Here is a 25,503-nt window from a genome sequence, read left to right on the forward strand (position 1 = left end):
GCGTCGGTGCTTCGAATGTGTGTTGGGTGGGCTCGGGGCTCGGGATTTTGTTGGGCTCCGGCGCTTCGAATGTTTGTTGGGTGGCTCGGGATTTGGCATGTTGTTGGGGTCCCGCGCTTCGAAGGTGGGGCTTGGGTGACTCGGATGTGCGTTACGGAGCCGGGTACTTCGGATGGGTCGCGGGGTTGGTTGGGCGGGATGAGCGCGGGGTGGCGGAGGCGTGGGGGTGTCACGAATGTGGCTTTCGAGACGTTTGGCGTCTCGAAAGCCACATTCGTGACAAGGGGCCGAAGCTCAGCCCTTCACGCAGATGACCTGCTTCAGGTGCGCGACCACCTCGACCAGGTCCGACTGCGCCGCGATCACCGAGTCGATGTCCTTGTAGGCGGCCGGGATTTCGTCCACCACGCCCGAGTCCTTCCGGCATTCGACGCCGTCGGTCTGGGCGGCGAGGTCCGCGGCGGTGTACAGCTTCTTCGCCTTGTTCCGCGACATGCGACGCCCGGCGCCGTGGGAGGCGGACTCGAAGGAAGCCTCGTTGCCCAGCCCGCGCACGATGTACGAGCCGGTACCCATGCTGCCCGGAATGATCCCGAGATCCCCCGAACCCGCCCGGATCGCGCCCTTTCGCGTCACCAGCAAATCCACACCGTCGTACGTTTCCTCCGAAACATAATTGTGATGGCAGGAAATGGCGTCGTCGAAAGCAACCTGCGGGAGTTCGTCCTTGACCGCCTGCTTCACCAGCGCGACCATCGTCGCCCGGTTGCGGGCGGCGTAATCCTGCGCCCAGAACAAATCCCGCCGGTACGCCTGCATTTCCGGCGTGCCCGCCACAAACACCGCCAGGTCGCGGTCCGGCAGATCCGCGTTGTGCGGCAGCTTCCGCGCCACGCTCATGTGCCGCTCCGCCAGCTCCTTGCCGATGTTCCGCGAACCCGAGTGCAGCATCAGCCACACCCGCCCCTCGTCGGGACCGCCCTGCTCGAGGCAAACCTCGATGAAGTGGTTCCCACCACCGAGGCTCCCCACCTGCCGGTGCGCGCGTTCACGCAGGTCCTGCACACCCGCGTGCAGCTCACCGAACCGGTTCCAGAACTCCGCCCAGCCGCCGACCCCGTGCACCCGCGCGGTGTTCACCGGCGTGCGGTGCATGCCGAAGCCGACCGGCACCGCGGATTCGATGCGGCGCCGCAGCTTGCCGAGGTCGTCGGGCAGGTCGGCGGCGGTGAGCGAGGTGCGCACCGCGCTCATCCCGCACCCGATGTCCACGCCGACAGCCGCCGGGGAGACCGCGTCGCGCATGGCGATCACGCTCCCGACGGTGGCGCCCTTCCCGTAGTGCACGTCCGGCATCACGGCCACCCCGTGCACCCACGGGAGGTTGGCGACATTGTGGAGCTGACGCATCGCCTGCTCCTCCACCGAATGCGGGTCCGCCCACATCCGGATCGGCACGCGAGCACCCTCCACCGCGGTGTACATGGCTGTTCCTTTCCCAGTGATCTGCTGTCTCCCACCAGCGTCGCCGGGAAAGCCGATCCGGACAACCGGTTTTGACAACGGAAAGGCCGTGGGTGCCAGCGCGCACCCACGGCCTGTCCGGGAAACTACTCAGCCCAGTTGCGGGGCCAGGGTTTCGGCGATCTCGTAGGTGTTCAGCGCCGCGCCCTTGCGCAGGTTGTCCCCGCACACGAAGAAGTCCAGCGTGTTCGGGAAGTCCAGCGCCTGGCGCACCCGGCCGACGTAGGTCGGGTCCTCGCCGACCACGTCACCCGGCGTCGGGAACACGTTGTTCTCCGGGTCGTCCACCAGCACGATCGTCGGCTGCGCTTCGAGCACCTTGTGCGCTTCCTCCACGGTGACCTCCCGCGCGAAGGTCGCGTGCACGGCCAGCGAATGCGTGGTGACCACCGGCACCCGCACGCAGGTCGCCGACACCTTCAGGTCCGGGATGCCGAGGATCTTGCGGGATTCGTTGCGCACCTTGAGTTCTTCGGAGTACCAGCCGTCGCCCTTGTAGGAACCCGCCGACGGCACCACGTTGTAGGCCAGCGGCGCCGGGAACGGGGAGTCCGAAATGGACAGACCAGCCGACTCCAGCGTCGCGCGCACGTCACCGGCGGACACCCCGACCGGCTTGCCCGCGACCGCCTCGAGTTCGGCGTAGAGCCGGTCGACGCCTTCCTTGCCCGCACCCGAAACCGCCTGGTACGACGCGACCACGAGCTCCTTCAGCTCGAACTCGCGGTGCAGCGCGCCGAGTGCCGCCATCATCGACAGCGTGGTGCAGTTCGGGTTCGCGATGATGCCGCGCGGGCGCTCGCCGACCTTGTCCGCGTTCACCTCCGGCACCACCAGCGGCACCTGGTCGTCCATCCGGAACGCGCCGGAGTTGTCCACGGCCACCGCGCCCCGCGCGGCCGCGACCGGCGCCCATTCCGCGGAGATCTCGTCCGGCACGTCGAACATCGCCACGTCGACGCCGTCGAACGCCTCCGCGGTCAGCTCGATGACGGTCAGCTCCTCACCACGCACGGTGAGCTTCTTGCCCGCCGACCGCGCCGACGCGATCAGCCGGATTTCGCCCCACGGCACGGTTTCCCGGTGGTTGATGATGTCGATCATCACGGTGCCCACCGCGCCGGTGGCACCGACCAGAGCCAGTACAGGAGCCATTTCTACCGCCCACTTCCCGCGTAGACGACGGCCTCTTCGTCGCCGCCCAGTTCGAATGCGTCATGGATGGCGCGCACCGCGTCGTCGAGCTGCGCGTCCCGGATCAGCACGGAGATCCGGATCTCGGAGGTGTTGATGATTTCGATGTTCACCCCGACCTTGGACAGCGCCTCGCAGAAGGTGGCGGTGACACCGGGGTGCGAGCGCATGCCGGCGCCGACGAGCGAGACCTTGCCGACGTGGTCGTCGTAGAGCACCGAGGAGAAGCCCAGCTCCTCCTTGATCTTCTCCAGCGCCGCGACCGCCTTGGGCCCGTTGGCCTTCGACAGCGTGAAGGTGATGTCCGTGCGCCCCGACGAGGTGTTGGACACGTTCTGCAGCACCATGTCGATGTCGATCTCGGCGTCGGCGATCACCCGGAAGATGCGGGCGGCGGCACCGGCGTGGTCCGGCACCCCGGTCACCGTGATCTTGGCTTCGGAGCGGTCGTGCGCCACACCGGTGATCAACGCTTGTTCCACGGGGATCTCCTCGATCGATCCGGCCACCGTCGTGCCCGGCTTGTCACTGTAGGAAGAACGGACTCGGATCGGCACGCCGTAGCGCCGCGCGTACTCCACCGACCGCAGGTGCAGAATCTTCGAGCCGCTCGCCGCCAGCTCCAGCATTTCCTCGTACGGCACGGTGTCCAGCTTCCGCGCGTCCGGCACGATCCGCGGGTCGGCGGAGTACACACCGTCCACATCGGAATAGATCTCGCACACGTCGGCGTTCAGCGCGGCGGCCAGCGCCACCGCGGTGGTGTCCGAGCCACCGCGGCCGAGCGTGGTGATGTCCTTGGTGTCCTGCGCCACGCCCTGGAATCCGGCGACCAGCGCGACGTAACCCTGTTCCAGTGCTTCGCTGACCCGGCTCGGCGTGACGTCGATGATCCGCGCGTTCCCGTGCACGGCCGTCGTCACCACCCCGGCCTGCGATCCGGTGAACGACCAGGCCTGCGCGCCCTGCGCGGAGATGGCCATGGCGACCAGCGCGTTGGAGATGCGCTCACCCGCGGTGAGCAGCATGTCCATTTCCCGCTCCGGCGGTACCGGGTTCACCTGCTGGGCCAGGTCGAGCAGTTCGTCGGTGGTGTCGCCCATCGCCGAGCAGACCACCACCACCTCGTTCCCGGCCTTTTTTGTGGCCACGATCCGCTCGGCCACGCGCTTGATCCGATCAGCGCTCTCCAACGACGATCCGCCGTACTTCTGGACTACGAGCGCCACGGCCCGAACCTCCTCGCCGAGCGGGCGCGAGCCCGCTCCATCGAATTCGACTCAGTCGGTGAGCCTACCGGGATCGGGCAGTTCGGGCGTGCCCTCATGTGGCCCCGGCCACTGCCGATGACCTGCTCGTCTACCCTGGTCGGCGTGTCCAGCACCTCGGTGACCGACCTGACTGGCGCCGCCGATGCCGGGCGCGGCGGGAATTCCGGCGGCGCGCACCACCGGCGGCAGGACGAACGCCGGGACAGGGTGCGCAGAGCCGGTTTCTTTCTGTTGCCCGCACTGCTGTTCCTGGCCGTGCGCCAGCTCGGCGTGGTGGTGCTGTCCGTCCTTTCCGGAGTGAACAACACCACAACTCGCGAGGCGCTGCGCTCGTGGGACGGCGAGTGGTTCCTCGGCATCGCGCAGGGCGGTTACGCGGGAGTACCGCCGGGGCTGGTCGACGCGTTCGGCAACCGCAGCGACGAAACCCCGCTCGCGTTCTTCCCCGGTTATCCGACCGCGATCCGCTGGCTCACCGAGCTCACCGGGCTCCAGCTGACCACCGCCGCGCTGTTCCTCAGTGGCTTCTTCGGCGTGCTGACGGCCTACGCGCTGGTGCGGCTCGGCGAGCTGATCCGCGGTGGTTCGACCAGGACCGGGCTCATCCTGGTGGTGCTGTTCGCCGCCTCGCCGATGGGCGTGGTGCTGTCGATGGCCTACTCGGAGTCGATGTTCTGCGCCGCGGCCGCGTGGGCGCTGGTCTTCGTGCTCCGGCACCAGTGGCTGGCCGCCGGCGCCTGCGCCGCGGTGGCCGGGCTGGTGCGCCCGACCGCGGCGGCGGTGCTGCTCGCGATCGGTGTCGCGGTGCTGGTGCACGTGGTGCGGCGGCGCGAGATCTGGCACCCGCTGGCCGGGCTGCTGCTGGCGCCGGTCGGCCTGGTCGGTTACCTGACCTGGGTCGGCACTCGGATACGGCCCGGCGCGGGCTGGTTCGAGCAACTGCAGGCGTGGACGGACCTGCAGCAACGCGGCTGGGACTCGCGGTTCGACTGGGGCGTGGCCGCGGTGACCTTCGCCGGGAAGGCGCTCGGCCATTCCGGCAACGTGCTGGAGATAGCCACCATCGCGGTGCTGGTGGCGGCGCTGGTGCTGGTGGTGATCGCCGTCAAGCAGCGGCTGGAGCTGCCGCTGGTGCTCTACGGCATCGGCGTGCTGGTGATGGACCTCGGCTCGAACGGGCTGATGAACTCGAAGGCCAGGCTGCTGGTGCCCGCGTTCACCCTGCTCATCCCGGTCGCGCTGGCGCTGGCGAAACGCCGGACGTCGACGGTGGTGCTCACGCTGACGGCGGCGGCCGTGGCCAGCGCGTGGTTCGGCGCGCACTCGCTGACGATTTGGCAGTATGCGATCTGATGAAGGACGCCGAGACGAGTGTGCCGGTCCACGAGCTGATCCGGCGGCGGTGGAGCCCGCGGGCGCTCGACGAGACGGCCGTGGTGACCAGGGCGCAGGTGACCGCGCTGCTCGAGGCCGCGCGCTGGGCGCCGTCCTACGGCAACACGCAGCCCGCGCGGTACCTGGTCGGCTTTCGCGGGGACAAGACGTTCGAAGGCATTCTCGGTGCGCTGAACTCGGGGAACCAGTCGTGGGCGCACCGCGCGGGGGCGCTGCTGATCGGGGCCGTGGTCACCGCGAACGAGAAGGGCGACATCCCGTACGCCGAGTACGGGCTGGGCCTGGCCAGCGAGAACCTGGTGCTCCAGGCGATCGCGGAGGGGCTGGTCGCGCACCAGATGGCGGGGTTCAACCCGCACCTGGTGCGGCGCGAGTTCGACCTGCCGGACGAGGTCGTGCCGCTGGTCGCCATCGCCGTCGGCACGCCGGGCGACCCAGCCCAGCTGGACGACCGGCGCCGGGACCGCGAACAGGCGGCCCGGCGGCGCGTGCCGCTGTCGGAATTCGCCTTCACCGGCCGCTGGGGCCGGTCCTTCTAGCCGGTCAGACCCCGCCGAGGCGGCGCAGGATCTTGGCCAGGATCGACGAGACGATCAGCCAGAAGATCGCCGCGATGCCGTAGTTGACCAGCACCTGCGCCTTCGGGTCGGAGATGTTGGTGAACAGGTCGCCGAAGCCGAGGGACAGTGGCTCGGCCCAGCTTCGGATGAACTGCGTGATGCTGTTGTCCGGATTCGCGCCGCCGACGGTCAGGATCACGTGGACCGCCAGGATCAACGCGAAGATCAGCCCGATCCAGCGGACCACCGCCGCCAGCAAGCCGCCGATCTTCGCCCTGGTCGCGCGCCAGTTCACCCGGCGGCGCTCCTCGGCTTCGGCCACTTCTTCCTCGCGGAACATCTCCGCCCGTGCCGGCGTGCCCGCGACCGGCGGCAACGCCTGCGTCGGGGCCTCTTCCTGACCCTTCGCGGACTTCTCGGAGTGCTCACCCATGCCTGGCAGTTTCGCACGCCGAAGCCACCCGAGGCTACTTGTGAGTAACAGCTGCGGGTTTGTTCCCGAGCCGTAACCGTGGTTAAGCTGACCGGCGTGGCACGCGCTCTCCTGCTTCGCTGCCGCGACGGGGCCTGACCAGACCGGCTCCTCGTCGCGGGGCTTTGTGGTGCTGGCAAAACACCGCGCCGGTCGTTTCCCCCGACTTTCGAAGCAGCAGGAGTAGCCAGAACATGAGCACGCCCGAAAAGCCCGCGGCCAGCCGGATCCGCAAACCGTCCCGTCCCGCGCCCGCCGGTCAGCCCGAGTGGAATCCCCAGCGCGGCACCTCCATGCCGGTACACCGCTACCGCCCGTGGTTCGAGCTGGTCGAGAACATCGAACTGGCCGACCGCACCTGGCCCGACCGCCGCATCGAGCGCGCGCCGCTGTGGTGCGCGGTCGACCTGCGTGACGGCAACCAGGCCCTGATCGACCCGATGTCGCCAGCCCGCAAGCGCAAGTTCTTCGAGCTGCTGGTGCGCATGGGCTACAAGGAGATCGAGGTCGGCTTCCCGGCCGCCAGCCAGACCGACTTCGACTTCGTGCGCGAGATCATCGACGAGGGCGCGATCCCCGACGACGTGCACATCCAGGTGCTGACCCAGTGCCGCCCCGAGCTGATCGAGCGCACCTTCCAGGCGCTCGAAGGCGCGCCGCGGGCGATCGTGCACATCTACAACTCGACCTCGATCCTGCAGCGCCGGGTGGTCTTCCGCGAGGAACGCGAGGGCATCAAGAAGATCGCGCTGCAGGCCGCCGAGCTGGTGGTGGAGTACGCGGCCAAGTACTCCGACACCGACTTCCGCTTCCAGTACTCGCCCGAGTCCTACACCGGCACCGAGCTGTCCTACGCGGCCGAGGTGTGCAACGCGGTCACCGACATCTGGCAGCCGACCCCGGCCCGCCCGGCGATCCTGAACCTGCCTGCCACCGTCGAGATGGCCACGCCGAACGTCTACGCGGACTCGATCGAGTGGATGCACCGCAACCTGGAGCGCCGCGACTCGGTGATCCTGTCGCTGCACCCGCACAACGACCGCGGCACCGGCATCGCCGCCGCCGAGCTGGGCTACCAGGCCGGGGCGGACCGGATCGAGGGCTGCCTGTTCGGCAACGGCGAGCGCACCGGCAACGTGGACCTGGTCGCGCTGGGCATGAACCTGTACAGCCAGGGCATCGACCCGCAGATCGACTTCTCCGACATGGACGAGATCAAGCGCACGGTCGAGTACTGCAACCAGCTGCCGGTGCCCGAGCGCAGCCCGTGGGGCGGCGACCTGGTGTTCACCGCGTTCTCCGGCAGCCACCAGGACGCCATCAACAAGGGCCTGGACGCGCTGGCCAAGCAGGCCGAGAAGGCGGGCGTACCGGTGGACGAGCACCCGTGGGAGGTGCCCTACCTGCCGATCGACCCGAAGGACGTCGGCCGCAACTACGAGGCCGTGATCCGGGTGAACTCGCAGTCCGGCAAGGGCGGCGTCGCCTACATCATGAAGAGTGAGCACCAGCTGGACCTGCCGCGGCGGCTGCAGATCGAGTTCTCCAAGACCATCCAGCGGCACACCGACACCGCTGGTGGCGAGGTGGACCCGACGACCATGTGGGAGGCCTTCTCGGCCGAGTACCTGGAGCCGAAGGTGCCGCTGGAGCTGGTGCGCCAGCACGTCACCGACAGCGGCGGCGGTGAGTACGAGATCGCCGCGACGGTCCGGGTGGACGGCGACGAGCACGACATCACCGGCCGCGGCAACGGCCCGATCGCGGCGTTCTTCGACGCGCTGGCCGGGGTCGGCTTCGACCTGCGGCTGCTGGACTACAGCGAGCACACGCTCACCCCCGGTGACGACGCGAAGGCGGCGTCCTACATCGAATGCGCGATCGACGACCGCGTGTTCTGGGGCGTCGGCGTGGACCCGTCGATCGTCACCGCTTCGCTGCGGGCCGTGGTGTCCGCGGTGAACCGCTCGCACCGCTGAGCCGTGCGCGCCGAGCGGCTGGTCGCGCTGCTGTTCACCCTGCAGCGCAAGCGGGGTGCGACCGCGGCGGAACTGGCCGCCGAGCTCGGCGTGTCCGAGCGGACCATGCACCGCGACCTGGCCGCGCTCCGCGACGCCGGCGTTCCACTGTGGACGGAGACCGGGCGCAACGGCGGGGTGCGGCTGGTCGACGGCTGGCGGGCGCGGCTGGACGGGCTGACCTCTCGCGAGGCGGTGGCGATCTTCGCCTTCGGGGTGCCGGAGGCGCTGGGTGCGCTCGGCCTCGGCACCGCGGTTTCGGCGGCGCACGCGAAGGTCTCGGCGAGCCTGCCCAAGGAACTGCGGGAGCAGGCGGAACACGTGGCCGGGCGCTTCCACCTGGATGCGCCCGGCTGGTTCCGCGGGGAGGACTCGGCGGGCTCGCTGGCCACGGTGACGCGGGCGGTGTGGGAGTCGCGGCGGCTGCGGGTGTCCTACCGGCGCCGGGACAAGATCGCCGAACGGCTGCTGGAACCGCTCGGGCTGGTGCTCAAAGCGGGGGTTTGGTACCTGGTCGCGCGAGTCCCCGAGGACGACGCGCTGCGCACCTACCGCGTCGGGCGGATCAGCGAGGCGGAGTTGCTGGACGAGCGGTTCACGCGGCCGGAGGGGTTCGACCTCGCGGGCTGGTGGCGGGAGTCGTCGGCGGCGTTCGAGCAGTTCACCATGCGGATCGAGGTACGCCTGCGGTTGAGCCCGCGTGCGTTCCGGCAGCTGCCGCGGGTGCTGGGCCCGGAGGCCATGCCGTCCGCGCTGCTCGAACGGCACGACCTGCCCGACGGCTGGATCGAAGCGCGACTGGCGATGGAAACCGAGGAGATCGCCATCGGACAGCTGACCTCGCTCGGGGGTGACGTGGAGGTGCTGTCCCCCGAGTCGATCCGAGCGGGACTGGCGGCCATCGGCGCCGAGATGGCCGCCAGGAACGCCCCGCTCGACTAGCCAGGTGTCACGAATGTGGCTTTCGAGACGCCAGACGTCTCGAAAGCCACATTCGTGACATGACGGGTTACCGGTAGCCGGTGGCGTCGGCGGGTTTGCCTACCGACTCGACCTCTTCGATGTAGCGCCACGCGTCGGGCCTGCTGCCGTCCACGTCGTTGATCGAGTACAGCTTGGCCAGCTGGCCGCTGCTCACCGTCTTCCCCGCGAACCTGGCCCGGTCCGGGTCGGCGGCCAGCGCCGCCACCGTGCGACCGGCGAACGTCGGCGTTTCCGAGATGACGAAGTGCGGGTGCTCCGCACACGCGTCCCGCCAGTTTTCCTCCGTGACGCCGAATCCTTCCAGCATCGCCTCCGAGCGGAGCCAGCCCGGCGTGAAGCCGATCGCCGTGCAGCCGTACGGTTCCAGCTCCGCCGCCTGCCCGATCGCCAGCAGGTGCCCGTTCGCCTTCGCCAGGTAGTACGGCAGCGTCGCCCCCTTGCGGTAGTTCGCGTTGTACTCCTGCGTGCCGTCGGTCATCTCGACCACCAGCCCACCCGGCTGCCGGATCATCAGCGGCAGCAGGTGGTGGCTGGTGATCAGGTGCGAGTGCACACCCAACTGCAGCTGGCGCAACCCGTTCTCCAGGTTGTGCTTCCAGATCGGCGCCTCCCATTCCAGGTACGGGTCACCGCCCCACAGGCCGTTGACCAGGATGTCGAGCCGCCCCTGCTCCCGGTCCACCCGCTCCGCCAGCGACGCCACCTGCGCGCTCTCCAGGTGGTCGACGCGCACCGCGATCGCCTTGCCCCCGGCGTCCTCCACCAGCTCCGCGGTGTCCTCAATGGACTCCGGCCGGTCCACTTCGGACCGCTCGGTCCTGGTGGTGCGCCCCGTGACGTACACCGTCGCCCCCAGGCGGCCCAGTTCGACCGCGATCGCCCGGCTCGCGCCACGCGTCGCCCCGGCGACCACCGCCACCTTGCCCGACAGTGCTGCTCCCATGCCCGCTCCTTCTTGTGCGTTTCCGGACGAGCACCAGCATCGAACCGAACCATGACAGAACCTGGCATGGTTTCCGCGAAAACCACCTGAGACGGCTCTCAGCCCGCCGTGCGTTGAGCCGGTTGTGGACCTTGCCCTGCTGGCGTTGTTCGTGATCGCGGTCGTGCCCCTGCTCCCGACCGAGGTCGCGTTGATCGGGCTGGCCGCGACGGCGGCGCAGCAGGAGGAGTCCGTGCTGCCGGTGCTCGTGGTCGCGGTGACCGGCTGCCTGGTCTCGGACCAGCTCGTCTACCTGGCCGGCGCGCGCGGTACCGGACTCGTCGACCGGCTGCGCCGAAGGCCCAGCGTGGCCAGCGGGCTCCACCGGCTGGCCGAAACGAGCGAACGCCACCCCCGTGCGCCGCTGGTGCTCATCCGCTGGCTGCCCGGCGGCGGCACGATCGGCGCGCTGGTCGCCGGGGCGCTGCGCTGGCCGTTCCGCCACTTCCTGGCCGCGTCGGCGATCGGGGTGACGCTCTGGTGCGCCTACATCGCCACCATTGGCTATCTCGGCGGCAGTCTGATCGACGAACCGGCCGTCGGATTACTGGCCTCGCTCGCCGTCGCCGTCGGGCTGGGCGCGTTGCTCAGCCTGGTCGACCGCGTCCGGCAGGGTCGCCGCGGCGACCTCGGCGTGTAGCGCGCCGAGCACCGCCGCCACCGCCGGGCGACCGGCGGCGCCCTTGCGCAGCACCACCTCGATGTGCCGGGCCGCGCGGATCCCGGCCAGCGGCCGCCGCAGCAGGCACTCACCGGCCGCGCGGCTGATCGCGTACCGGGGCAGCAGCGCCACCCCGTGCCCGGCCGCGACCAGCGCCTCGATCACCCGGAAGTCGTTGATCCGCTGGAACACCGTCGGCTGCACGCCGGTGCGCACGGTCAGCGAGCGCAGCACGTCATCCACCGGGAAGCCGACGTCCACGCCGATCCACCGCTCCCCCGCCAGCTCCGCGAGGTCGACCCGTTCCTCACCGGCGAGCCGGTGTCCCGGCGGCAGCGCCACGTCCAGTGGTTCGCGCAGCAGGTGGACCACGTCGAGCCGGTCGGAGTCGAACGGCGGCGCGTGCTCGTCGCGATGGGTCACCACCAGGTCGAAGTCGGCGACCAGGCCGGGCACCGCGGCCGGGATCATGTCGATGTCCCGCACGTCCACCTCGAGCCCGTCGAACCCGGCCACGCGGTGCAGCAGCCCGGGCAGCAACAGCAGCGCCCCCGACGGGAAGATCGCCAGCCGGACCCGCCCGCGCGGCACGCTGCGATAGGTGTCCAATTCGGACTCCGCGCGGTCGAGCGCGGCGAGCACTTCGTCGGCGCGGCTGACCAGCGCCCGGCCCGCGTCGGTGAGCCGGAGCCCGCGCCCGGCCGGTTCGGTCAGCGGCAGGCCGACCTCGGCCTGCAGGGCCCGCAGCTGCTGGGAGACCGCGGACGGTGTGCAGTGCAGCGCCCGCGCGGCCGCGGTCACGCTGCCGCGGTCGGCGAACTCGCGCAGGGTGCGAAGGCGGCCGATGTCCACACCCGGCAGCCTAGAACAACCATGAAGGCCGACTTCAAGGTCATTGCAGATTTTCTCGCTGGTGCTACATGATCCCCAGGTTGCATGGTGGGGCCATGGCCCGCCGAGATCTGTTCACCGCCTTGCTGGTCGCCGTGCTCTGGGGCTGCAACTTCCTCGCCATCCACGCGCTGCTGGGCCACTTCCCGCCGCTGTTCGCCGGCGCGCTGCGGTTCGCGGTGATCGCCGTGCCGACCGTGCTCTTCGTGCCGTGGCCGAAGGTCAAGCTGCGCTACCTGCTCGGCTACGGCCTCGGTTTCGGCACCGGCCAGTTCGCCTTCCTGTTCATCGCGATGGACAACGGCATGCCGACCGGGCTCGCGTCGCTGGTGCTGCAGGCGTCGGCGCCGTTCACCGTGCTCCTGGGCGCGGTGTTCCTGCGCGAGAAGTTCACCGTTCGCCAGACCGTCGGCATCACCGTCGCGATCGCGGCGATGGTGATGATCGCCGCGCAACGCGCCGAACACGCGGCCCTGATGCCGGTGCTGCTGACCCTGATGGCCGCGCTGAGCTGGGCGGTCGGCAACCTCAGCACCCGGCGCGCCCAGCCGTCGAACGCCCTGCACTTCACGCTGTGGATGTCGGTGGTGCCGCCGCTGCCGATGCTCGCGCTGTCCGCGGCCGTCGAGGGCCCCGGCGCCGGCTGGACCGCGCTGACCACGGTGAGCAGCACCAGCGGCTGGACCGCGCTCGCCGGACTCGCCTACATCGTGCTGCTCGGCACGGTCGCCGGTTCCGGGCTGTGGACCATGCTCATGCAGAAGTACCCGGCGGGCCGGGTGGCGCCGTTCTCGCTGCTGGTGCCGGTGGTCGGCATGTCGGCCGCGTTTGTCTTCCTCGGCGAACGGCCGCACATCGTGGAGATCGTGGCGGGCGTGGTGCTGGTGGCCGGGGTGCTGCTCGGCTCCACCACGGGTTCACTCGATCGACGCCAGCGCGGCCCCGACCGGGACCTCACCGCCGAGGACGTCGAACCCCCGGTTCTCCGTGAGCGGCTCGTTCAGTGACGCCACCAGCACCGCGGCCACGTCCTGGCGGGAGATCCGGCCCGGTTCGAGGTGCCCGGCGACCTTGACCCGGCCGGTGAACGGGTCGTCGGTCAGCGTGCCCGGCCGCACCACCGTCCAGGTCAGGCTGGACCGCCGCAGGATGCTGTCGGAAACCTGCTTGGCCAGCAGGAACGAGCGGACCAGCCGGTCGCCCTGGTCCGGCGAGTCGGCGAACTGCGCGGACAGCTGGAGGAAGCGCGCGACGCCCGCCTTCTCGGCGGCGCGGACCGCGGCGATGGCGCCGTCGCGGTCGACCAGGTTCACCGCGGAGGGGTCCGGATCGGCGGCACCGGCGGTGTTGATCACCACGTCCGCCCCGGCGCAGGCGTCGACCAGCGCCTCCGGGAAGGAGGCCAGGTCGGCGACCACGGTCTCGGCGCCGAGCGTGGCCGCCGCCTCACCGCGGCGCTTGCTGCGCACGCCCGCCCGCACCGTGTGGCCCTGCCGCAGCAGCAACCGCACCACGTGGATCCCGGTCCGCCCGGACGCCCCCAGCACTGTGATCCGCATAACAGCGATGTTGCCATGAAAACGGCCCCACCGGCGGCTTTGCCGGTGGGGCCGTTAATCAATTGCTGCGTTCGGCCCTCAGGCGTCCATCGCTTCGACCACCGAGGCCACGTGCGGGACGTCGGGGTTCACGCCCGGGTCCACCTCGACCAGCGCCGGGTCCACCGCGTGCGGCTGGATCCGGCCGTCGCGGATGTCTTCGGCCCAGTGGCAGGCCACCCGGTGCCCCTCGGCCGCGCCGTCGAGCACGCGCAGCTGCGGGCGGTCGGTGTCGCACAACGTCTCCTGCTTCCACGGGCACCGCGTGTGGAAGCGGCAGCCGCTCGGCGGATTCGCCGGCGACGGCAGGTCGCCGGCGAGCAGGATCTGCTCGCGGCTGTCCTCCACCACCGGGTCCGGCACCGGGATCGCCGAGAGCAGCGCCTTGGTGTACGGGTGCAGCGGCTCCTCGTACAGGGCGTCGGAGTCGGCCTCCTCCACCAGCGAGCCCAGGTACATCACGCCGATCCGGTCGGAGATGTGCCGCACCACCGCCAGGTCGTGCGCGATCACCAGGTAGGTCAGCCCGAGCGAGTCCTGCAGCTGCTCCATCAGGTTGACCACCTGCGCCTGCACCGACACGTCCAGCGCGGACACCGGCTCGTCGGCCACGATCAGGTCGGGCTCCACGGCCAGCGCCCGCGCGATGCCGATGCGCTGGCGCTGCCCACCCGAGAACTCGTGCGGGTACTTCCGCAGCGAGCTTTCCGGCAGGCCGACCGCGGTGAGCAGCTCGCGCAACCGCGCCGCGGTCTGCTCCTTGCCCTTGTCCAGCCCGTGTGCGCGCATGCCCTCGACCAGGATCGACTCCACCGACTGGCGGGGGTCCAAACTGGACAATGGATCCTGGAAGATCATCTGCATGCGCCGACGCATCCTGCGCAGGTGCTCGCCCTTGAGCTGGGCCACGTCGGTGCCGTCGAAGACCACCGAGCCGTCGGTCGGCTCGGTCAGCCGCAGCATCGCCCGCCCGAGGGTGGACTTGCCGCAGCCGGACTCGCCGACCAGGCCGTAGGTCTCGCCGCGCCGGATGGACAGGTCCACCCCGTCCACCGCGTAGACGTAGCCGACGGTCCGGTCGAAGACCACCCCGCGCTTGATCGGGAAGTGGACCTTCAGGCCCTCGACGCTGACCAGCACCTCGTTCGGCTCGGTGGTCGGCTCGGTGTTCGCCTCGGTCATCGGGTCCCCTCCCCCGCGGTCGCCGCGGCCCGTGGCTGCACCGGGTTGTGGCAGCGCAGCAGGCCGGGGCCGTCCGGTTCCAGCGCCGGGGTCACCTGGCGGCAGGTGTCCAGCGCGTTCGGGCAGCGCGGCGCGAAGGCGCACCCGCCGTCCCACGGGATGTTGTCGGCCACCGAACCGCGGATCGGCACCAGCTTCTCCCCGCGCCCGGCATCGAGCCGCGGGATCGAGGCGAGCAGCCCGTGGGTGTACGGGTGCCGCGGTTCGGCGAACAGCGCGTGCCGCTCGGCCCGTTCCACGATCTTGCCGCCGTAGAGCACGTTCACCTCGTCGCACAGCCCGGCGACCACGCCGAGGTCGTGCGTGATCATGATCAGCGCGGTACCGGTGTCGCGCACCAGTTCCTGGAGCAGCGCCAGGATCTGCGCCTGGATGGTCACGTCCAGCGCGGTGGTCGGCTCGTCGGCGATCAGCAGCCGCGGACGGCACGCCAGCGCGATGGCGATCAGCGCGCGCTGCCGCATCCCGCCGGAGAGCTGGTGCGGGTACTCCGTCAGCCGCCGCGTCGGGTCCGGGATGCCGACCTTGGCCAGCAGGTCACCCGCCTCCACCATGGCCGCCTTGCGCGACATGCCGCGGTGGCGTTCGAGCACCTCGGTGACCTGGATGCCGATCGGGATGACCGGGTTCAGCGAGGACAGCGGGTCCTGGAAGACCATGCCGAGGTCCCGGCCGCGCCGGTCCCGCATCTCGCCCTCGCCGAGGGTGAGCAGGTCCGTGCCCTCGAACTTGACCGAGCCGGTGACCTTGTTGCCGCGCTTGGCCAGCAACCGCATGATCGCCAGCGAGGTGACCGACTTGCCGCAGCCGGACTCGCCGACCAGGCCGACGGTCTGGCCGGGTTCCACGTCGAAGCTGACCTCGTCCACCGCGGTGAACGGCCGCTCGCCCTTGCGCTGGAACACGACCTTCAGGTCGCGTACTTCGAGCAGCGCCATGTCATCTCACCGCCTGTTCTTCGGGTCGAGTGCCTCGCGCATGGACTCCCCGAGCAGGGTGAAGCCCAGTGCCACGATGATGATCGCGATGGCCGGGTAGAAAGCCAGTTCCGGGCGGATGTCCAGGAACTGCCTGGCCGCCTTGCCCAGCATCAGGCCCCATTCCGCGCGGGTCGGGTCGGGGTCGCCGAGGCCGAGGAACGACAGCGCCGCCGCCTCGATGATCGAGGTGGCCAGCGTCAGCGTGGCCTGCACGATCACCGGGCCCAGCGAGTTCGGCAGCATGTGCCGCAGCACGATGGTGTGCCGCTTGACGCCGAGCGAGGTCGCCGCCAGCACGTGATCGCTGGAGCGTTGCGCGAGCATGGTGCCGCGCAACAGCCTGGCGAAGATCGGCACGCTCACCATGGCGACCGCGATGATCACCGTCCACTGGCTCGGCTTCGCCGCCAGCGCGGCGATCGAGATGGCCAGCAGCAGGCTCGGAATGGACAGCATGACGTCCACCAGGCGCATCAGCACGGTGTCGATCCAGCCGCCGAACGCGCCCGCGATGCCGCCGATGACCATGCCGATGGCCAGGCCGATCAGCGTGGCCATCACGCCGACGAGCAGGGTCTGCTGCGCGCCGACGAGCATCCGGGAGAGCAGGTCGCGGCCGAAGTCGTCGACACCGAGCGGGAAGCCCTCACGCGGGCCGGGAATGATGCCCTGGCCCAGTGCCACCTCACCCTGGAGGTAGCGCTCGTACGGGTCCTTCGGCGCGATGAACGGCGCGAAGATCGACAGCAGCAGGAACAGGCCGGTGATCACCGCGCCGGTGATCGCCACCGGGCTGCGCGCCATCCGGCGGAAGGCCTGCTGCGCCAGGCTGTGCCCGGCCGACGCGGCGAGCCCGTCGACCTTGTCCTTCTTACGGGTCAGCAGGTTGGTCATCGCACACGCACCCTCGGGTCGATGATGCCGTACGAGATGTCGACCAGCATGTTCACCAGCACGTAGACCACCGCGCCGAGCAGGATCAGCGCCTGCAGCCGCGGGTAGTCACGCCGCTCGATGCCTTCGGCCAGCAGCGAGCCGATGCCGTTGAGGTTGAACACGCGCTCGGTCAGCACGGCACCACCGAGCAGCAGGCCGGTCTGCAGGCCGATCGTGGTGGCCACCGGCAGCAGCGCGTTGCGGAGCACGTGCCGGCGGCGGATGGTCGGGGCACCGAGGCCCTTGGACTGGGCGGTGCGGATGAAGTCCTCGTTCATCACGTCGAGCACCGAGGCGCGGGTGATCCGGACGATCACCGCCAGCGGGATCGTGGCCAGCGCCGCCGCGGGCAGCACCAGGTGCACGATGGCGTCCCACGACGCGTCCCATTCCTGGGTGAGCAGGCCGTCGAGCACGGCGAACCCGGTCACGTCGGTGGCGCCGATCAGGGTGTCCTGCCTGCCGCCGACCGGGAACCAGCCCAGCTGCTCGGCGAAGACGAACTGCAGCAGGTAACCGAGGAAGAACACCGGCACGGCGACCCCGACCAGGGTGGCCATGATGGTGGTGTTGTCCAGGAAACCGCCGCGGAAGCGGGCGGCGACGTAACCGAGCGGGATGCCGAGGCCGACCGCGAGCAGCAGCGCGGCGACGGACAGTTCGATGGTGGCGGGCAGCGCGAAGGCGATCTCGTCGAGCACGGGCTGCGTGGAGATCAGCGAACTGCCGAAGTCCCCGGTCAGCACGCGGCCGAGGAACTTGAAGTACTGGACGAAGATCGGCTGGTCCAGGCCGAGCACCTGGTTGAGTTCGGCGATCTTTTCGGGAGTGGCCTTGTCGCCGAGCAGCGCGCCCGCTGGTCCACCGGGCAACGCGCGGAGCCAGGCGAAAACAAGGATGGACAGGATCAAGAGCGTCGGGATCGCTTGTAGCAACCGACGCACGATGAATCGGAGCATGGGAAGAAGGTCTCTCTTGGTAGCCCTAGTGGTGGCGGGCCAAGGGGCGGGACGCTGTTTCGCGCGTCCCGCCCCTGGTCGGCTGAGTGCCTCTGGCTAGGGCTAGCCCAGGCTCACGGTGTTGAAGCGCTCATCGGTGAGCGGGCTGGGCACCATGCCCTGCACCTTCGGCCCGACCACGAGCGCCGGGGTCGGGTACGCGATCGGCACCGCGGGCAGGTACTCCATGATCTGCTTGTTCACGCCTTCGTACGCCTTGGCGTGCGGGCCTTCGCCCTGGGTGGCGTCGGCGGCGGCCAGCGCGTCGAACAGCGCCTGGTTCTTGAAGCCGAACTCCGGCTTCTCGCGGCCGAAGAAGGTGCCGACGAAGTTGCCGGCGTCGTTGTAGTCACCGGTCCAGCCCAGCAGGTGCAGGTCGTGCTTGCCGAGCTTCTGGACGTCGTCCTTGTACCCGCCGTTCCACGGCTTGGCGATCGGCTCGATGTTGATGCCGATGGCCTTGAGGTCCTCGGAGATCGAGGTGAAGGTGTCCGCCGGGTTCGGCATGTACGGCCGGGTGACCTCGGTCGGGTAGTAGAACTTCAGCGTCAGGCCCTCGGCACCGGCTTCCCTGAGCAGCTGCTTGGCCTTCTCCGGGTCGTACGGGTACTTCGGCACGTCCTCGGTGTAGCCGGCGATCGCCTTGGGCACGAACTCGGTGGCCACCTCGGAACCCTCGGCCAGCTTGCTCTTCACGAACTGCTCGCGGTTGATGCCGTGGGCCAGCGCCTGCCGCACCTTGACGTCCTGGAGCTTCGGGTTGCCCGCCTGGTTGATGCCCAGGTAGAGCACGTTGAACGAGGGGCGGATCAGCACGTTCTGGCCCTCGTTGCGCAGCAGCTGGTAGTCGGCGGGGGCCGGGTAGTCGAAGCCGTGGATGTCGCCGGTCTTCAACTGCTGCTTGCGGCCGTTCTCGTCCTTGATCACCTTGAAGATGAGCTTTTCGAGCTTGGCCTTTTCCCAGTGCGCGTCGTTGCGGACCAGGGTGACCTCGCCCTTGCCCTGGTCGTAGCCCTCGAACTTGAACGGACCGGTGCCGGTCGGGTGCAGGTTCGCGTAGTCGCTGTAGGAGAAGGAGTCGCCGGTCTGGGTGACCTGGTCGGCGTTGTACTTCTTCAGCGCCTCGGGGCTGGACATGGACAGCGACGGCAGGGTGAACGCGGCCGGGAAAGCGCCCTTGGCCTTGTTCAGGTTGAGCACCGCGGTCGAGTCGTCCTTGGCTTCGCAGTTCTTGTAGACCGGGTCGCCGGAGGCGTCGCCCTCGTTCTGCGCGAAGCCTTCGAAGACGTCGCCGTAGTAGATCATCTGGCTCTGGGCCGCCTGGCCCTTCATGTTGAACCAGCGGTCGAAGTTGAAGCAGACGGCGGCGGCGTTGAACGGGGTGCCGTCGTGGAAGGTGACCCCCTTGCGCAGGGTGAACGTCCAGGTCTTGCCCTCGTTGCTGGACTCCCACTTCTCCGCGAGCGAGCCGACCACCTCGGCGGTGCCCGGCTTGTTCTGCAGCAGCGTGTCGTACATCTGCCGGGTGATCCGGAAGGTCTCACCCTCGTCGTTGAAGATGGGATCGAACATCTTCGGGCTGCCGGCCGCTCCGAAGATGAACGTGCCCGTGTTGTCGGCCCCGGCGTCACGCTGGGATTCGGCACAGGCGGTCACAGAGAGCGCGAGCGCACCGGATAGCCCGATCAGGGCGATACGGCGCGTTCGAGCGCCTCGCGATTGGAGCATGTTGGCACCCCTTGGACATGTTCAGATCGGACCGCCCGGATATCGGACATCCGGGCGGCGCATTGGTGTGGTGGCCGACACTAGTCGGTTATCGGGCGCTCACTTAAGCACGCGAGGTTACGATCGCGCTACGTGAGTGACGCCGTCGGCGCAATCCGCTCACAAATGGTGACTGTGGGTGGCAAATTTCGGCCCCACTGGTACGAATGGACGCACCGCGCTGGACTCGATGCGGATCGTCGCGGCGTCCGCCGTGCGGTCGGCGGCAAACCAGCCGAGTTCGAACTCCTGCCAGCCGGAAAGGTGCTTCCGCTCGGTTTCGCCGTCGCGCGCGACGGCGCGTTCCAGCCGGGTGGCCTGGTCCAGACCATCGAGCCAGGCCAGGCACGTCAGGTGAGCACGCACCGACGCGCGGCCGGACGAGACGCCTTCGAGCACGAGCACTTCCGGTACACGCACAGTGATCAACTCGCCGGGAACCGGGGCGCCGGAGGTCCAGTCCATTCGGCGGTAACCGCCGCGGTGGCCGCGCGCGAACGGGCGCAGCACGCCGTCGCGCAGGCGTGGCCACCACGAAACCGGGTCGTCCCAGGTGGCGAATTCGTCGGTGCCGATGCCGAGCGCGTCGGCCCCGCGATCGGTCAGCTCGGCGAGCAGGTTCCCGGCGAGCGTGGTCTTGCCCGCGCCGGACGGCCCGTCCACGGCGACCAGCCGGACACCGCCGAGCGCGGGCCGTCCCGCGAGCACCTGCTCGGCGATCACAGGGCGCGGCGTCCCGACAACGCTCGCCCCAGGGTCAGTTCGTCGGCGAACTCCAGGTCACCGCCCATCGGCAGGCCCGAGGCCAGCCGGGTGACAGTCAGGCCGGGGAAGTCGCGCAGCATGCGGACCAGGTAGGTCGCGGTGGCCTCGCCCTCGGTGTTCGGATCGGTGGCGATGATGACCTCCTTGACCTCCTCCCCGCCGATGCGGGCCAGCAGCTCACGCATGCGCAGCTGCTCCGGGCCGATGCCGGACAACGGGTCGAGCGAGCCGCCGAGCACGTGGTAGCGGCCCTTGAACTCGCGGGTGCGCTCCACCGCGAGCACGTCCTTCGGCTCCTCGACCACGCAGATCAGCGACAGGTCGCGGCGGGTGTCCCGGCAGATGCGGCAGTTCGCCTGCTCGGAGACGTTGCCGCAGATCTCGCAGAACTGCACGCCCTCCTTGACCTTGCCCAGCACCTCCTGCAGCCTGCCGATGTCCACCGGGTCGGCGCCGAGCAGGTGGAAGGCGATGCGCTGGGCGCTCTTCGGGCCGACCCCGGGCAGCCGCCCGAGCTCGTCGATGAGGTCCTGGACTACCCCTTCGTACAAGGTCGCTTCCTACTGGCCGGGCAGACCCGGCAGGCCCAGCCCGCCCAGGTCCGGCATGCCGCCGCCGAGGCCGCCCGCGAGCGGGCCCAGCTTCTCTTCGGTGAGCTTCTGCGCGTTGGCCGTGGCGTCGCGGACCGCGGCCACCACCAGGTCGGCCAGGGTCTCGGTGTCCTCGGGGTCGACCACCTTGGGGTCGATGGTCAGGCTCTTCAGCTCCAGGCCGCCGCTGACCACCGCGGTCACCAGCCCGCCGCCCGCGGTACCGGTGACCTCGGCCTTCGCCAGTTCGTCCTGCGCGCTGACCAGCTGCTCCTGCATCTTCTGCGCCTGCTGCAGGATCTGCTGCATGTCGAAGCCGCCGCCGGGTTGCACCATGTTCGAGTCCGATCACTAGCTCGGGTGAGTACGCCTGCCTCCCAGCCTAGCCGGGGCCGCCGGTATGACACGGTGTCGGTGTGATTCGACGGGCGCTGGCCGTGACGGCGGTCTTCCTGGTGGTGGGCTGTACTGCGGAAACACCGGCGCCTCCGGTTGTTTCGGAGGTGCCTTCTCCGTCGCTTTCGCCTTCGCCTTCGAGTGCGCCGCCCGTGACGCCGTCGTCACCGAGCGCACCGCCCGCCGAGGCGCCGGTGGTGGTGCTCGACCCCGGGCACAACGGCGGCAACGCGGCGAACCCGGCGGCGATCAAGCGCCAGGTGCCCGCCGGGCGTGGCCGCAGCAAGCCCTGCAACACCACGGGCACCAGCACCAACGACGGTTACCGCGAGCACGAGTTCACCTTCGACGTGGCGCAGCGGGTCGGGAAGTTGTTGACGGACAAGGGAATCCGGGTTGTCTACACGCGCTCGGACGACACCTCCGTCGGTCCGTGCGTCGACCAGCGCGCGGAAATCGGCAACTCGGCGGGCGCGGCGGCCGTGGTGTCGATCCACGCCGACGGCAACACCTCCCCCGGTGCCAACGGTTTCCACATCGCGTACTCGGCTCCGCCCTTGAACGAGGCACAGGGTGAACCTTCGTCGAAGCTGACTCACGCGTTAAGGGATTCGTTGCGGGACACCGGTTTCCGGTATTCGGACTACCTCGGCGAGCAGGGGTTGTCCGCGCGCGACGACCTGGCCGGGCTGAACCTTTCCGAACGCCCGGCGGCGCTCGTCGAATGCGGGAACATGCGCAACGCCACCGAAGCCGCCCGAATGTCCACTTCGGACGGACGTCAGCAGTACGCGGCCGGGATCGCGGGCGGCATCCTGAGCTACCTCGGCGGCTGAGCCGTTCCGGCGTCGAAGCGCTCCTGCGCGTCGACCACGGCCTCACCGCAGGTCTCGGCCCACTTGGTCAGCACGGCGATCGGCTCGACGAGCGTTTCGCCGAGTTCGGTGAGGCGGTACTCGACGCGTGGCGGCACCTCGGCGTAGGCCTGGCGCTCGACCAGCCCGTGACGCTCGAGGCGGCGCAGGGTCTGGGTGAGCATCTTCTTCGAAATGCCGCCGATCAGGCCGATCAGGTCACCGTGCCGCCGGGGACCGCGGCTGAGCGCGAAGACCACCACGACCGCCCACTTGTCGGCAATGATCTCCACGGCGAGGCGGGCCGGGCAGTCGGCGAGGAAAACGTCGGCGCCACCGGAAAAGTCACCCACGGTGCCCAGGGTACCGGTGGGTGCCCGTCGGATTTCTAGTGTCGAGCACATGAAGCTGCCCGAGAGCACGTACCGGTTGTTCGAGTCCACGCACCACGCGACCGTGGTGACCAGCAATCCCGACGGGACCCCGCAGACGTCGCTGGTCTGGGCCGAGCGCGACGGGGACGAGATCCTGATCGGCATGGAAGGCACCCGGCCGAAGGCGCGCAACCTGCGGCGCGACCCGCGGGTCACCCTGCTCATCGAAGACCACGAGAACGACGAGGTGCGCGGACTGCGGCAGTACCTGCTGCTGCACGGCACCGCCACCATCACCGGCCCCGGCATCCCCGCCGAGTTCGACGCGCTGATGGACGCCCAGGCGCGGCGGTACCTGGGACTGCCGCGCTACCCCTTCGAAAACCGAAGCTCGACCACGGCGGTCATCGCCCGCATCACCGCGACGCGCATCACCGGGAACGGCCCCTGGGCCAGCTAGCGGGCTTGGGGCCGGGTGTCACGAATGTGGCTTTCGAGACGTTCTGCGTCCCGAATGTGGCTTTCGTGACACGGAGCCGGATCAGTCGAGGGGGCCGGGCGTCACGAATGTGGCTTTCGTGACGTCATGCGTCACGAAAGCCACATTCGTGACAGTCGAGCCCGGTCAGTCCAAGGGGCGGGCGCCCAGTTGCTCGGAGAGGAGGCGGTGGGCTTTTTCCTCCGCCTCGTCCACCTGCGGGGTGGGCGGCGGCGGGGGCGGCGGGACCGAGCCGTTCGGGGGTGGCGGGGTGGTCGCCGCGTCGAGGTATTCCTCTTCGTCCTCGGGCTCGGGCGGGAGCGGGATGTCGGGCTCGGCGGTGGTCACCTTCGGGCGCGGCGGCTCCGGCGGTGCCGGTGGCGCCGGTTCTGGCGCGGGCCTGCCCTCCGACGGACGGCGGAACCGCTTCTCCTCCGCCGCCTGCTGCGGTGGCGCCTGCCGCTGCTGCTGGACGGGCTGCGGTTTCGCGGCGGCGTTGCCGTGCACGCAGGTGACCCGCCACTCGCCGCCAAGGACGTCGCGCAGGGCGCTGGCGATCTTCTCGGAATTGTGCGGATCAGCGAGGCGGCGCGCGAGCGGCTCGGCGGTGTGCGTGAGCACGACGGACGTGCCGTCGACGCTCTGCACCCCGGCCTGCGTCAGCATCGCCTCGGTGCTGCGGCCGCCCGGGATCTTGCGGATCGCCGCCAGCAACTCCGGCCACACCCGGCGCACGGCCGCCGCATCCATGCCCCCGGCCGCCGCCCCCTGCTGACCGGAAGGCTGCGCGGCGGCCGACGGGCCGGACTGCGGCTGGCCACCGGCCTGCCCGCCCGACTGCTGACCGGAAGCTTGGCCGACCGGCTGGCGGCTGGCGGCCGGGGCTGGCGGCTGAGCAGCGGGTGCCTGCCCGCCGGACGGCTGCCCACCGGACGGGTGCGTCGGCGGCTGGGCAGGTGGCGCCGCGGCGGGCGCCTGCTGAGCGGGGGCTGATGCGGCGGGTGGCTGCTGCCCAGGCGCCGAAGCGGCGGGTGCCTGCTGAGCGGGAGGTGCCTGCTGCCCGAGCGCCGAAGCGGCGGATGCCTGCTGGCCGGGTGCCGGTCGGCTCGGGGCCTCGGCCGATGGCTGGGCAGCGGCCGGAGCAGCCGAAGCACCGGCGGCCTGGCGCTGGGAAGGCCGCTGGAACCGCTCGGCCCCACCCGACGCGGCCCCACCCGGCGAAGCCGTACCCGGAGAAGCAGCCGCGGCCGTGCCATCGGGCGCGCCGCCTACCGTGACCCGCCGCTCCAGTCGTTCCAGCCGCTGCAGCAGGGCCGCCTCGCCGTCGGCGGCCGAAGGCAGCAGCATCCGCGCGCACAGCAGCTCCAGCAGCAACCGCGGAGCCGTGGCCCCGCGCATTTCCAGCAGCCCGTTGTGCACGATCTCCGCATACCGCGAAAGCGTCGCGAGCCCCGCGCGTTCGGCCTGCGCGACCATGCGGTTCAGCTCGTCCTCCGGTGCCGCGACCAGACCGCGCGCCGCCGCGTCGGGCACCGAGCGCAGCACCACCAGGTCCCGCAGGCGGTCCAGCAGGTCACTGGCGAACCGGCGCGGGTCGTGCCCGGCTTCGGCGAGGCGTTCGACCGTGCCGAACACCGCCGTCGAATCGTCGGCGGCCAAACCTTCGACCATGTCGTCGATCAGCGCCACGTCGGTCACCCCGAGCAGCGAGACCGCGCGCTCGTAGGTCACCCCGTCCGGCCCGGCCCCGGCGAGCAGCTGGTCCAGCACGGACTGCGTGTCCCGCGCCGACCCCCCACCGGCCCGGATGACCAGCGGGTACACCGCGGGCTCCACCGGCACGCCCTCGGCGGCCACGTTCCGCTCCAGCAGCTCGCGCATCGCGCTCGGCGGGATCAACCGGAACGGGTAGTGGTGCGTCCGCGACCGGATGGTGGTGAGCACCTTGTCCGGCTCAGTGGTGGCGAAGATGAAGATCAGGTGCTCTGGCGGCTCTTCGACGATCTTCAGCAGGGCGTTGAAGCCCTGCGTGGTGACCATGTGCGCCTCGTCGATGATGAACACCCGGTACCGCGACTCGGCGGGCGCGTAGAAGGCGCGGTCACGCAGCTCACGGGCGTCCTCGACACCACCGTGGCTGGCCGCGTCGAGTTCGGTGACGTCGATGCTGCCGCTGCCCTCCGGCGCGAGCGCGCGGCACGAACCGCATTCACCGCAGGGATCGGGCGTCGGCCCCTGCTCGCAGTTCAGCGAGCGCGCCATGATGCGGGCGCTCGAGGTCTTGCCGCAGCCGCGCGGCCCGGAGAACAGGTACGCGTGGTTGATCCGGCCGGCCGCGAGCGCGGTGCGCAGCGGCTCGGTGACGTGCTCCTGACCCACCACCTCGGCGAAGGTGGCCGGGCGGTATTTGCGGTACAGCGCTAATGCCACGGCGGAAGCCTACCGGCAGGCACCGACACCGGAACGGGCCCCGAACGTAAGGGGACCCCCGCACCCGTCAGAGCCTGCTTATCCTTGCTGCCTTCCGGCCCTGGGGAGGTTCACAGGATGGACGCCGCGGGGGTCCGCCGACC

At 70.0% G+C, this 25,503-nt stretch carries 25 protein-coding genes and 1 other RNA gene; 8 read left to right on the forward strand and 18 right to left on the reverse strand.

Annotated features, from left to right (window positions below; all coding sequences use genetic code 11):
- Window positions 1-294: 294 nt before the first annotated feature.
- From A4R43_RS27630 to A4R43_RS27640, 3 genes are all read right to left on the reverse strand, one after another.
- Window positions 295-1,485 carry an RtcB family protein gene (locus tag A4R43_RS27630; RefSeq protein WP_113694974.1) on the reverse strand — a complete coding sequence of 397 codons (1,191 nt, stop codon included), beginning with the start codon at window positions 1,483-1,485 and terminating at the stop codon, window positions 295-297.
- 129 nt (window positions 1,486-1,614) lie between these two features.
- A complete protein-coding gene (locus A4R43_RS27635) occupies window positions 1,615-2,679 on the reverse strand; it encodes an aspartate-semialdehyde dehydrogenase (protein WP_113694975.1) in 1,065 nt (354 codons plus the stop codon).
- Window positions 2,680-2,681: 2 nt separating this feature from the next.
- A complete protein-coding gene (locus tag A4R43_RS27640) occupies window positions 2,682-3,947 on the reverse strand; it encodes an aspartate kinase (protein WP_113694976.1) in 1,266 nt (421 codons plus the stop codon).
- Window positions 3,948-4,091: 144 nt separating this feature from the next.
- Here A4R43_RS27640 and A4R43_RS27645 point away from each other — a divergent pair, with 144 nt between their 5' ends.
- Together A4R43_RS27645 and A4R43_RS27650 are read left to right on the forward strand one after the other, a co-directional pair.
- Window positions 4,092-5,342 (forward strand): glycosyltransferase family protein, encoded by a 1,251-nt coding sequence (locus A4R43_RS27645; protein WP_236808313.1) that lies wholly within the window; start codon window positions 4,092-4,094, stop codon window positions 5,340-5,342.
- Window positions 5,342-5,923, forward strand: a complete 582-nt coding sequence (locus tag A4R43_RS27650) for a nitroreductase family protein (RefSeq protein ID WP_113694977.1) — start codon at window positions 5,342-5,344, stop codon at window positions 5,921-5,923. Before A4R43_RS27645 ends, A4R43_RS27650 begins: the two co-directional genes overlap by 1 nt.
- Window positions 5,924-5,927: 4 nt before the next feature.
- Here the strand turns inward: A4R43_RS27650 and A4R43_RS27655 are convergent, their stop codons facing one another.
- The gene (locus A4R43_RS27655) at window positions 5,928-6,284 is read right to left on the reverse strand and encodes a hypothetical protein (RefSeq protein ID WP_113697929.1); all 357 of its coding nucleotides are present in this window, start codon (window positions 6,282-6,284) and stop codon (window positions 5,928-5,930) included.
- A gap of 326 nt (window positions 6,285-6,610) precedes the next feature.
- Here A4R43_RS27655 and leuA point away from each other — a divergent pair, with 326 nt between their 5' ends.
- Together leuA and A4R43_RS27665 are read left to right on the forward strand one after the other, a co-directional pair.
- Window positions 6,611-8,395: a 2-isopropylmalate synthase gene (leuA, locus tag A4R43_RS27660; RefSeq protein ID WP_113694978.1), complete on the forward strand. Its 1,785-nt coding sequence runs from the start codon at window positions 6,611-6,613 to the stop codon at window positions 8,393-8,395.
- A 3-nt stretch (window positions 8,396-8,398) separates the two neighbouring features.
- Window positions 8,399-9,376, forward strand: a complete 978-nt coding sequence (locus A4R43_RS27665) for a helix-turn-helix transcriptional regulator (RefSeq protein WP_113694979.1) — start codon at window positions 8,399-8,401, stop codon at window positions 9,374-9,376.
- 67 nt (window positions 9,377-9,443) lie between these two features.
- Here A4R43_RS27665 and A4R43_RS27670 read toward each other — a convergent pair whose 3' ends face one another.
- On the reverse strand, window positions 9,444-10,361 hold the full coding sequence (locus A4R43_RS27670) for an SDR family oxidoreductase (RefSeq protein ID WP_113694980.1): 918 nt from the start codon (window positions 10,359-10,361) through the stop codon (window positions 9,444-9,446).
- A 124-nt stretch (window positions 10,362-10,485) separates the two neighbouring features.
- Here A4R43_RS27670 and A4R43_RS27675 point away from each other — a divergent pair, with 124 nt between their 5' ends.
- Window positions 10,486-11,040: a DedA family protein gene (locus tag A4R43_RS27675; RefSeq protein ID WP_113694981.1), complete on the forward strand. Its 555-nt coding sequence runs from the start codon at window positions 10,486-10,488 to the stop codon at window positions 11,038-11,040.
- Here A4R43_RS27675 and A4R43_RS27680 read toward each other — a convergent pair.
- Complete coding sequence (locus tag A4R43_RS27680) at window positions 10,945-11,913, reverse strand: LysR family transcriptional regulator (RefSeq protein WP_113694982.1); 969 nt, start codon at window positions 11,911-11,913, stop codon at window positions 10,945-10,947. The genes A4R43_RS27675 and A4R43_RS27680 overlap by 96 nt on opposite strands.
- A 95-nt stretch (window positions 11,914-12,008) precedes the next feature.
- On the opposite strand from A4R43_RS27680, the gene A4R43_RS27685 reads away from it, so the two are divergent.
- The gene (locus A4R43_RS27685; protein WP_113694983.1) at window positions 12,009-12,959 is read left to right on the forward strand and encodes an EamA family transporter; all 951 of its coding nucleotides are present in this window, start codon (window positions 12,009-12,011) and stop codon (window positions 12,957-12,959) included.
- Here the strand turns inward: A4R43_RS27685 and A4R43_RS27690 are convergent.
- From A4R43_RS27690 to A4R43_RS27730, 9 genes are all read right to left on the reverse strand, one after another.
- The gene (locus A4R43_RS27690; protein WP_113694984.1) at window positions 12,870-13,511 is read right to left on the reverse strand and encodes an SDR family oxidoreductase; all 642 of its coding nucleotides are present in this window, start codon (window positions 13,509-13,511) and stop codon (window positions 12,870-12,872) included. The two genes, A4R43_RS27685 and A4R43_RS27690, sit on opposite strands and share 90 nt — an antisense overlap.
- 78 nt (window positions 13,512-13,589) lie before the next feature.
- Complete coding sequence (locus A4R43_RS27695) at window positions 13,590-14,732, reverse strand: ABC transporter ATP-binding protein (RefSeq protein WP_113694985.1); 1,143 nt, start codon at window positions 14,730-14,732, stop codon at window positions 13,590-13,592.
- On the reverse strand, window positions 14,729-15,730 hold the full coding sequence (locus tag A4R43_RS27700) for an ABC transporter ATP-binding protein (protein ID WP_113694986.1): 1,002 nt from the start codon (window positions 15,728-15,730) through the stop codon (window positions 14,729-14,731). The genes A4R43_RS27695 and A4R43_RS27700 overlap by 4 nt, the downstream gene beginning before the upstream one ends.
- Before the next feature lie 6 nt (window positions 15,731-15,736).
- On the reverse strand, window positions 15,737-16,666 hold the full coding sequence (locus A4R43_RS27705; protein ID WP_113694987.1) for an ABC transporter permease: 930 nt from the start codon (window positions 16,664-16,666) through the stop codon (window positions 15,737-15,739).
- Window positions 16,663-17,667, reverse strand: a complete 1,005-nt coding sequence (locus A4R43_RS27710; RefSeq protein ID WP_113694988.1) for an ABC transporter permease — start codon at window positions 17,665-17,667, stop codon at window positions 16,663-16,665. The genes A4R43_RS27705 and A4R43_RS27710 overlap by 4 nt, the downstream gene beginning before the upstream one ends.
- A 102-nt stretch (window positions 17,668-17,769) precedes the next feature.
- A complete protein-coding gene (locus A4R43_RS27715; RefSeq protein WP_113694989.1) occupies window positions 17,770-19,434 on the reverse strand; it encodes an ABC transporter substrate-binding protein in 1,665 nt (554 codons plus the stop codon).
- 159 nt (window positions 19,435-19,593) lie between these two features.
- Window positions 19,594-20,193 carry a uridine kinase family protein gene (locus tag A4R43_RS27720; RefSeq protein WP_236809280.1) on the reverse strand — a complete coding sequence of 200 codons (600 nt, stop codon included), beginning with the start codon at window positions 20,191-20,193 and terminating at the stop codon, window positions 19,594-19,596.
- The gene (gene recR, locus A4R43_RS27725) at window positions 20,193-20,789 is read right to left on the reverse strand and encodes a recombination mediator RecR (protein ID WP_113694990.1); all 597 of its coding nucleotides are present in this window, start codon (window positions 20,787-20,789) and stop codon (window positions 20,193-20,195) included. Before recR ends, A4R43_RS27720 begins: the two co-directional genes overlap by 1 nt.
- Before the next feature lie 9 nt (window positions 20,790-20,798).
- Window positions 20,799-21,164, reverse strand: a complete 366-nt coding sequence (locus tag A4R43_RS27730) for a YbaB/EbfC family nucleoid-associated protein (RefSeq protein WP_113694991.1) — start codon at window positions 21,162-21,164, stop codon at window positions 20,799-20,801.
- Window positions 21,165-21,376: 212 nt separating this feature from the next.
- Between A4R43_RS27730 and A4R43_RS27735 the strand changes: the two genes are divergently transcribed.
- Window positions 21,377-22,060, forward strand: a complete 684-nt coding sequence (locus A4R43_RS27735) for an N-acetylmuramoyl-L-alanine amidase (protein WP_236808315.1) — start codon at window positions 21,377-21,379, stop codon at window positions 22,058-22,060.
- Here the strand turns inward: A4R43_RS27735 and A4R43_RS27740 are convergent.
- Window positions 22,045-22,431, reverse strand: coding sequence for a winged helix-turn-helix transcriptional regulator (locus A4R43_RS27740; protein WP_113694992.1), 387 nt, complete (start codon window positions 22,429-22,431; stop codon window positions 22,045-22,047). The two genes, A4R43_RS27735 and A4R43_RS27740, sit on opposite strands and share 16 nt — an antisense overlap.
- Window positions 22,432-22,480: 49 nt before the next feature.
- Between A4R43_RS27740 and A4R43_RS27745 the strand changes: the two genes are divergently transcribed.
- A complete protein-coding gene (locus A4R43_RS27745; RefSeq protein ID WP_113694993.1) occupies window positions 22,481-22,912 on the forward strand; it encodes a TIGR03618 family F420-dependent PPOX class oxidoreductase in 432 nt (143 codons plus the stop codon).
- A 165-nt stretch (window positions 22,913-23,077) separates the two neighbouring features.
- On the opposite strand, the gene A4R43_RS27750 is transcribed toward A4R43_RS27745, so the two are convergent.
- The gene (locus A4R43_RS27750; RefSeq protein ID WP_113694994.1) at window positions 23,078-25,360 is read right to left on the reverse strand and encodes a DNA polymerase III subunit gamma and tau; all 2,283 of its coding nucleotides are present in this window, start codon (window positions 25,358-25,360) and stop codon (window positions 23,078-23,080) included.
- A gap of 44 nt (window positions 25,361-25,404) precedes the next feature.
- Window positions 25,405-25,501: signal recognition particle sRNA small type (gene ffs / locus A4R43_RS27755), an RNA gene on the reverse strand.
- Window positions 25,502-25,503: the final 2 nt, after the last annotated feature.

Source organism: Amycolatopsis albispora (assembly GCF_003312875.1).
Taxonomy (GTDB): Bacteria; Actinomycetota; Actinomycetes; order Mycobacteriales; family Pseudonocardiaceae; genus Amycolatopsis; species Amycolatopsis albispora.

Bases quoted from the DNA above. Each gene is read 5' to 3' on its own strand.
- A4R43_RS27630 (WP_113694974.1), bottom strand. From the start codon at position 1,485: ATGTACACCGCGGTGGAGGGTGCTCGCGTGCCGATCCGGATGTGGGCG.
- A4R43_RS27635 (WP_113694975.1), bottom strand. From the start codon at position 2,679: ATGGCTCCTGTACTGGCTCTGGTCGGTGCCACCGGCGCGGTGGGCACC.
- A4R43_RS27650 (WP_113694977.1), top strand. From the start codon at position 5,342: ATGAAGGACGCCGAGACGAGTGTGCCGGTCCACGAGCTGATCCGGCGG.
- A4R43_RS27655 (WP_113697929.1), bottom strand. From the start codon at position 6,284: ATGTTCCGCGAGGAAGAAGTGGCCGAAGCCGAGGAGCGCCGCCGGGTG.
- leuA (WP_113694978.1), top strand. From the start codon at position 6,611: ATGAGCACGCCCGAAAAGCCCGCGGCCAGCCGGATCCGCAAACCGTCC.
- A4R43_RS27670 (WP_113694980.1), bottom strand. From the start codon at position 10,361: ATGGGAGCAGCACTGTCGGGCAAGGTGGCGGTGGTCGCCGGGGCGACG.
- A4R43_RS27685 (WP_113694983.1), top strand. From the start codon at position 12,009: ATGGCCCGCCGAGATCTGTTCACCGCCTTGCTGGTCGCCGTGCTCTGG.
- A4R43_RS27690 (WP_113694984.1), bottom strand. From the start codon at position 13,511: ATGCGGATCACAGTGCTGGGGGCGTCCGGGCGGACCGGGATCCACGTG.
- A4R43_RS27695 (WP_113694985.1), bottom strand. From the start codon at position 14,732: ATGACCGAGGCGAACACCGAGCCGACCACCGAGCCGAACGAGGTGCTG.
- A4R43_RS27700 (WP_113694986.1), bottom strand. From the start codon at position 15,730: ATGGCGCTGCTCGAAGTACGCGACCTGAAGGTCGTGTTCCAGCGCAAG.
- A4R43_RS27705 (WP_113694987.1), bottom strand. From the start codon at position 16,666: ATGACCAACCTGCTGACCCGTAAGAAGGACAAGGTCGACGGGCTCGCC.
- A4R43_RS27710 (WP_113694988.1), bottom strand. From the start codon at position 17,667: ATGCTCCGATTCATCGTGCGTCGGTTGCTACAAGCGATCCCGACGCTC.
- A4R43_RS27715 (WP_113694989.1), bottom strand. From the start codon at position 19,434: ATGCTCCAATCGCGAGGCGCTCGAACGCGCCGTATCGCCCTGATCGGG.
- A4R43_RS27730 (WP_113694991.1), bottom strand. From the start codon at position 21,164: ATGGTGCAACCCGGCGGCGGCTTCGACATGCAGCAGATCCTGCAGCAG.
- A4R43_RS27745 (WP_113694993.1), top strand. From the start codon at position 22,481: ATGAAGCTGCCCGAGAGCACGTACCGGTTGTTCGAGTCCACGCACCAC.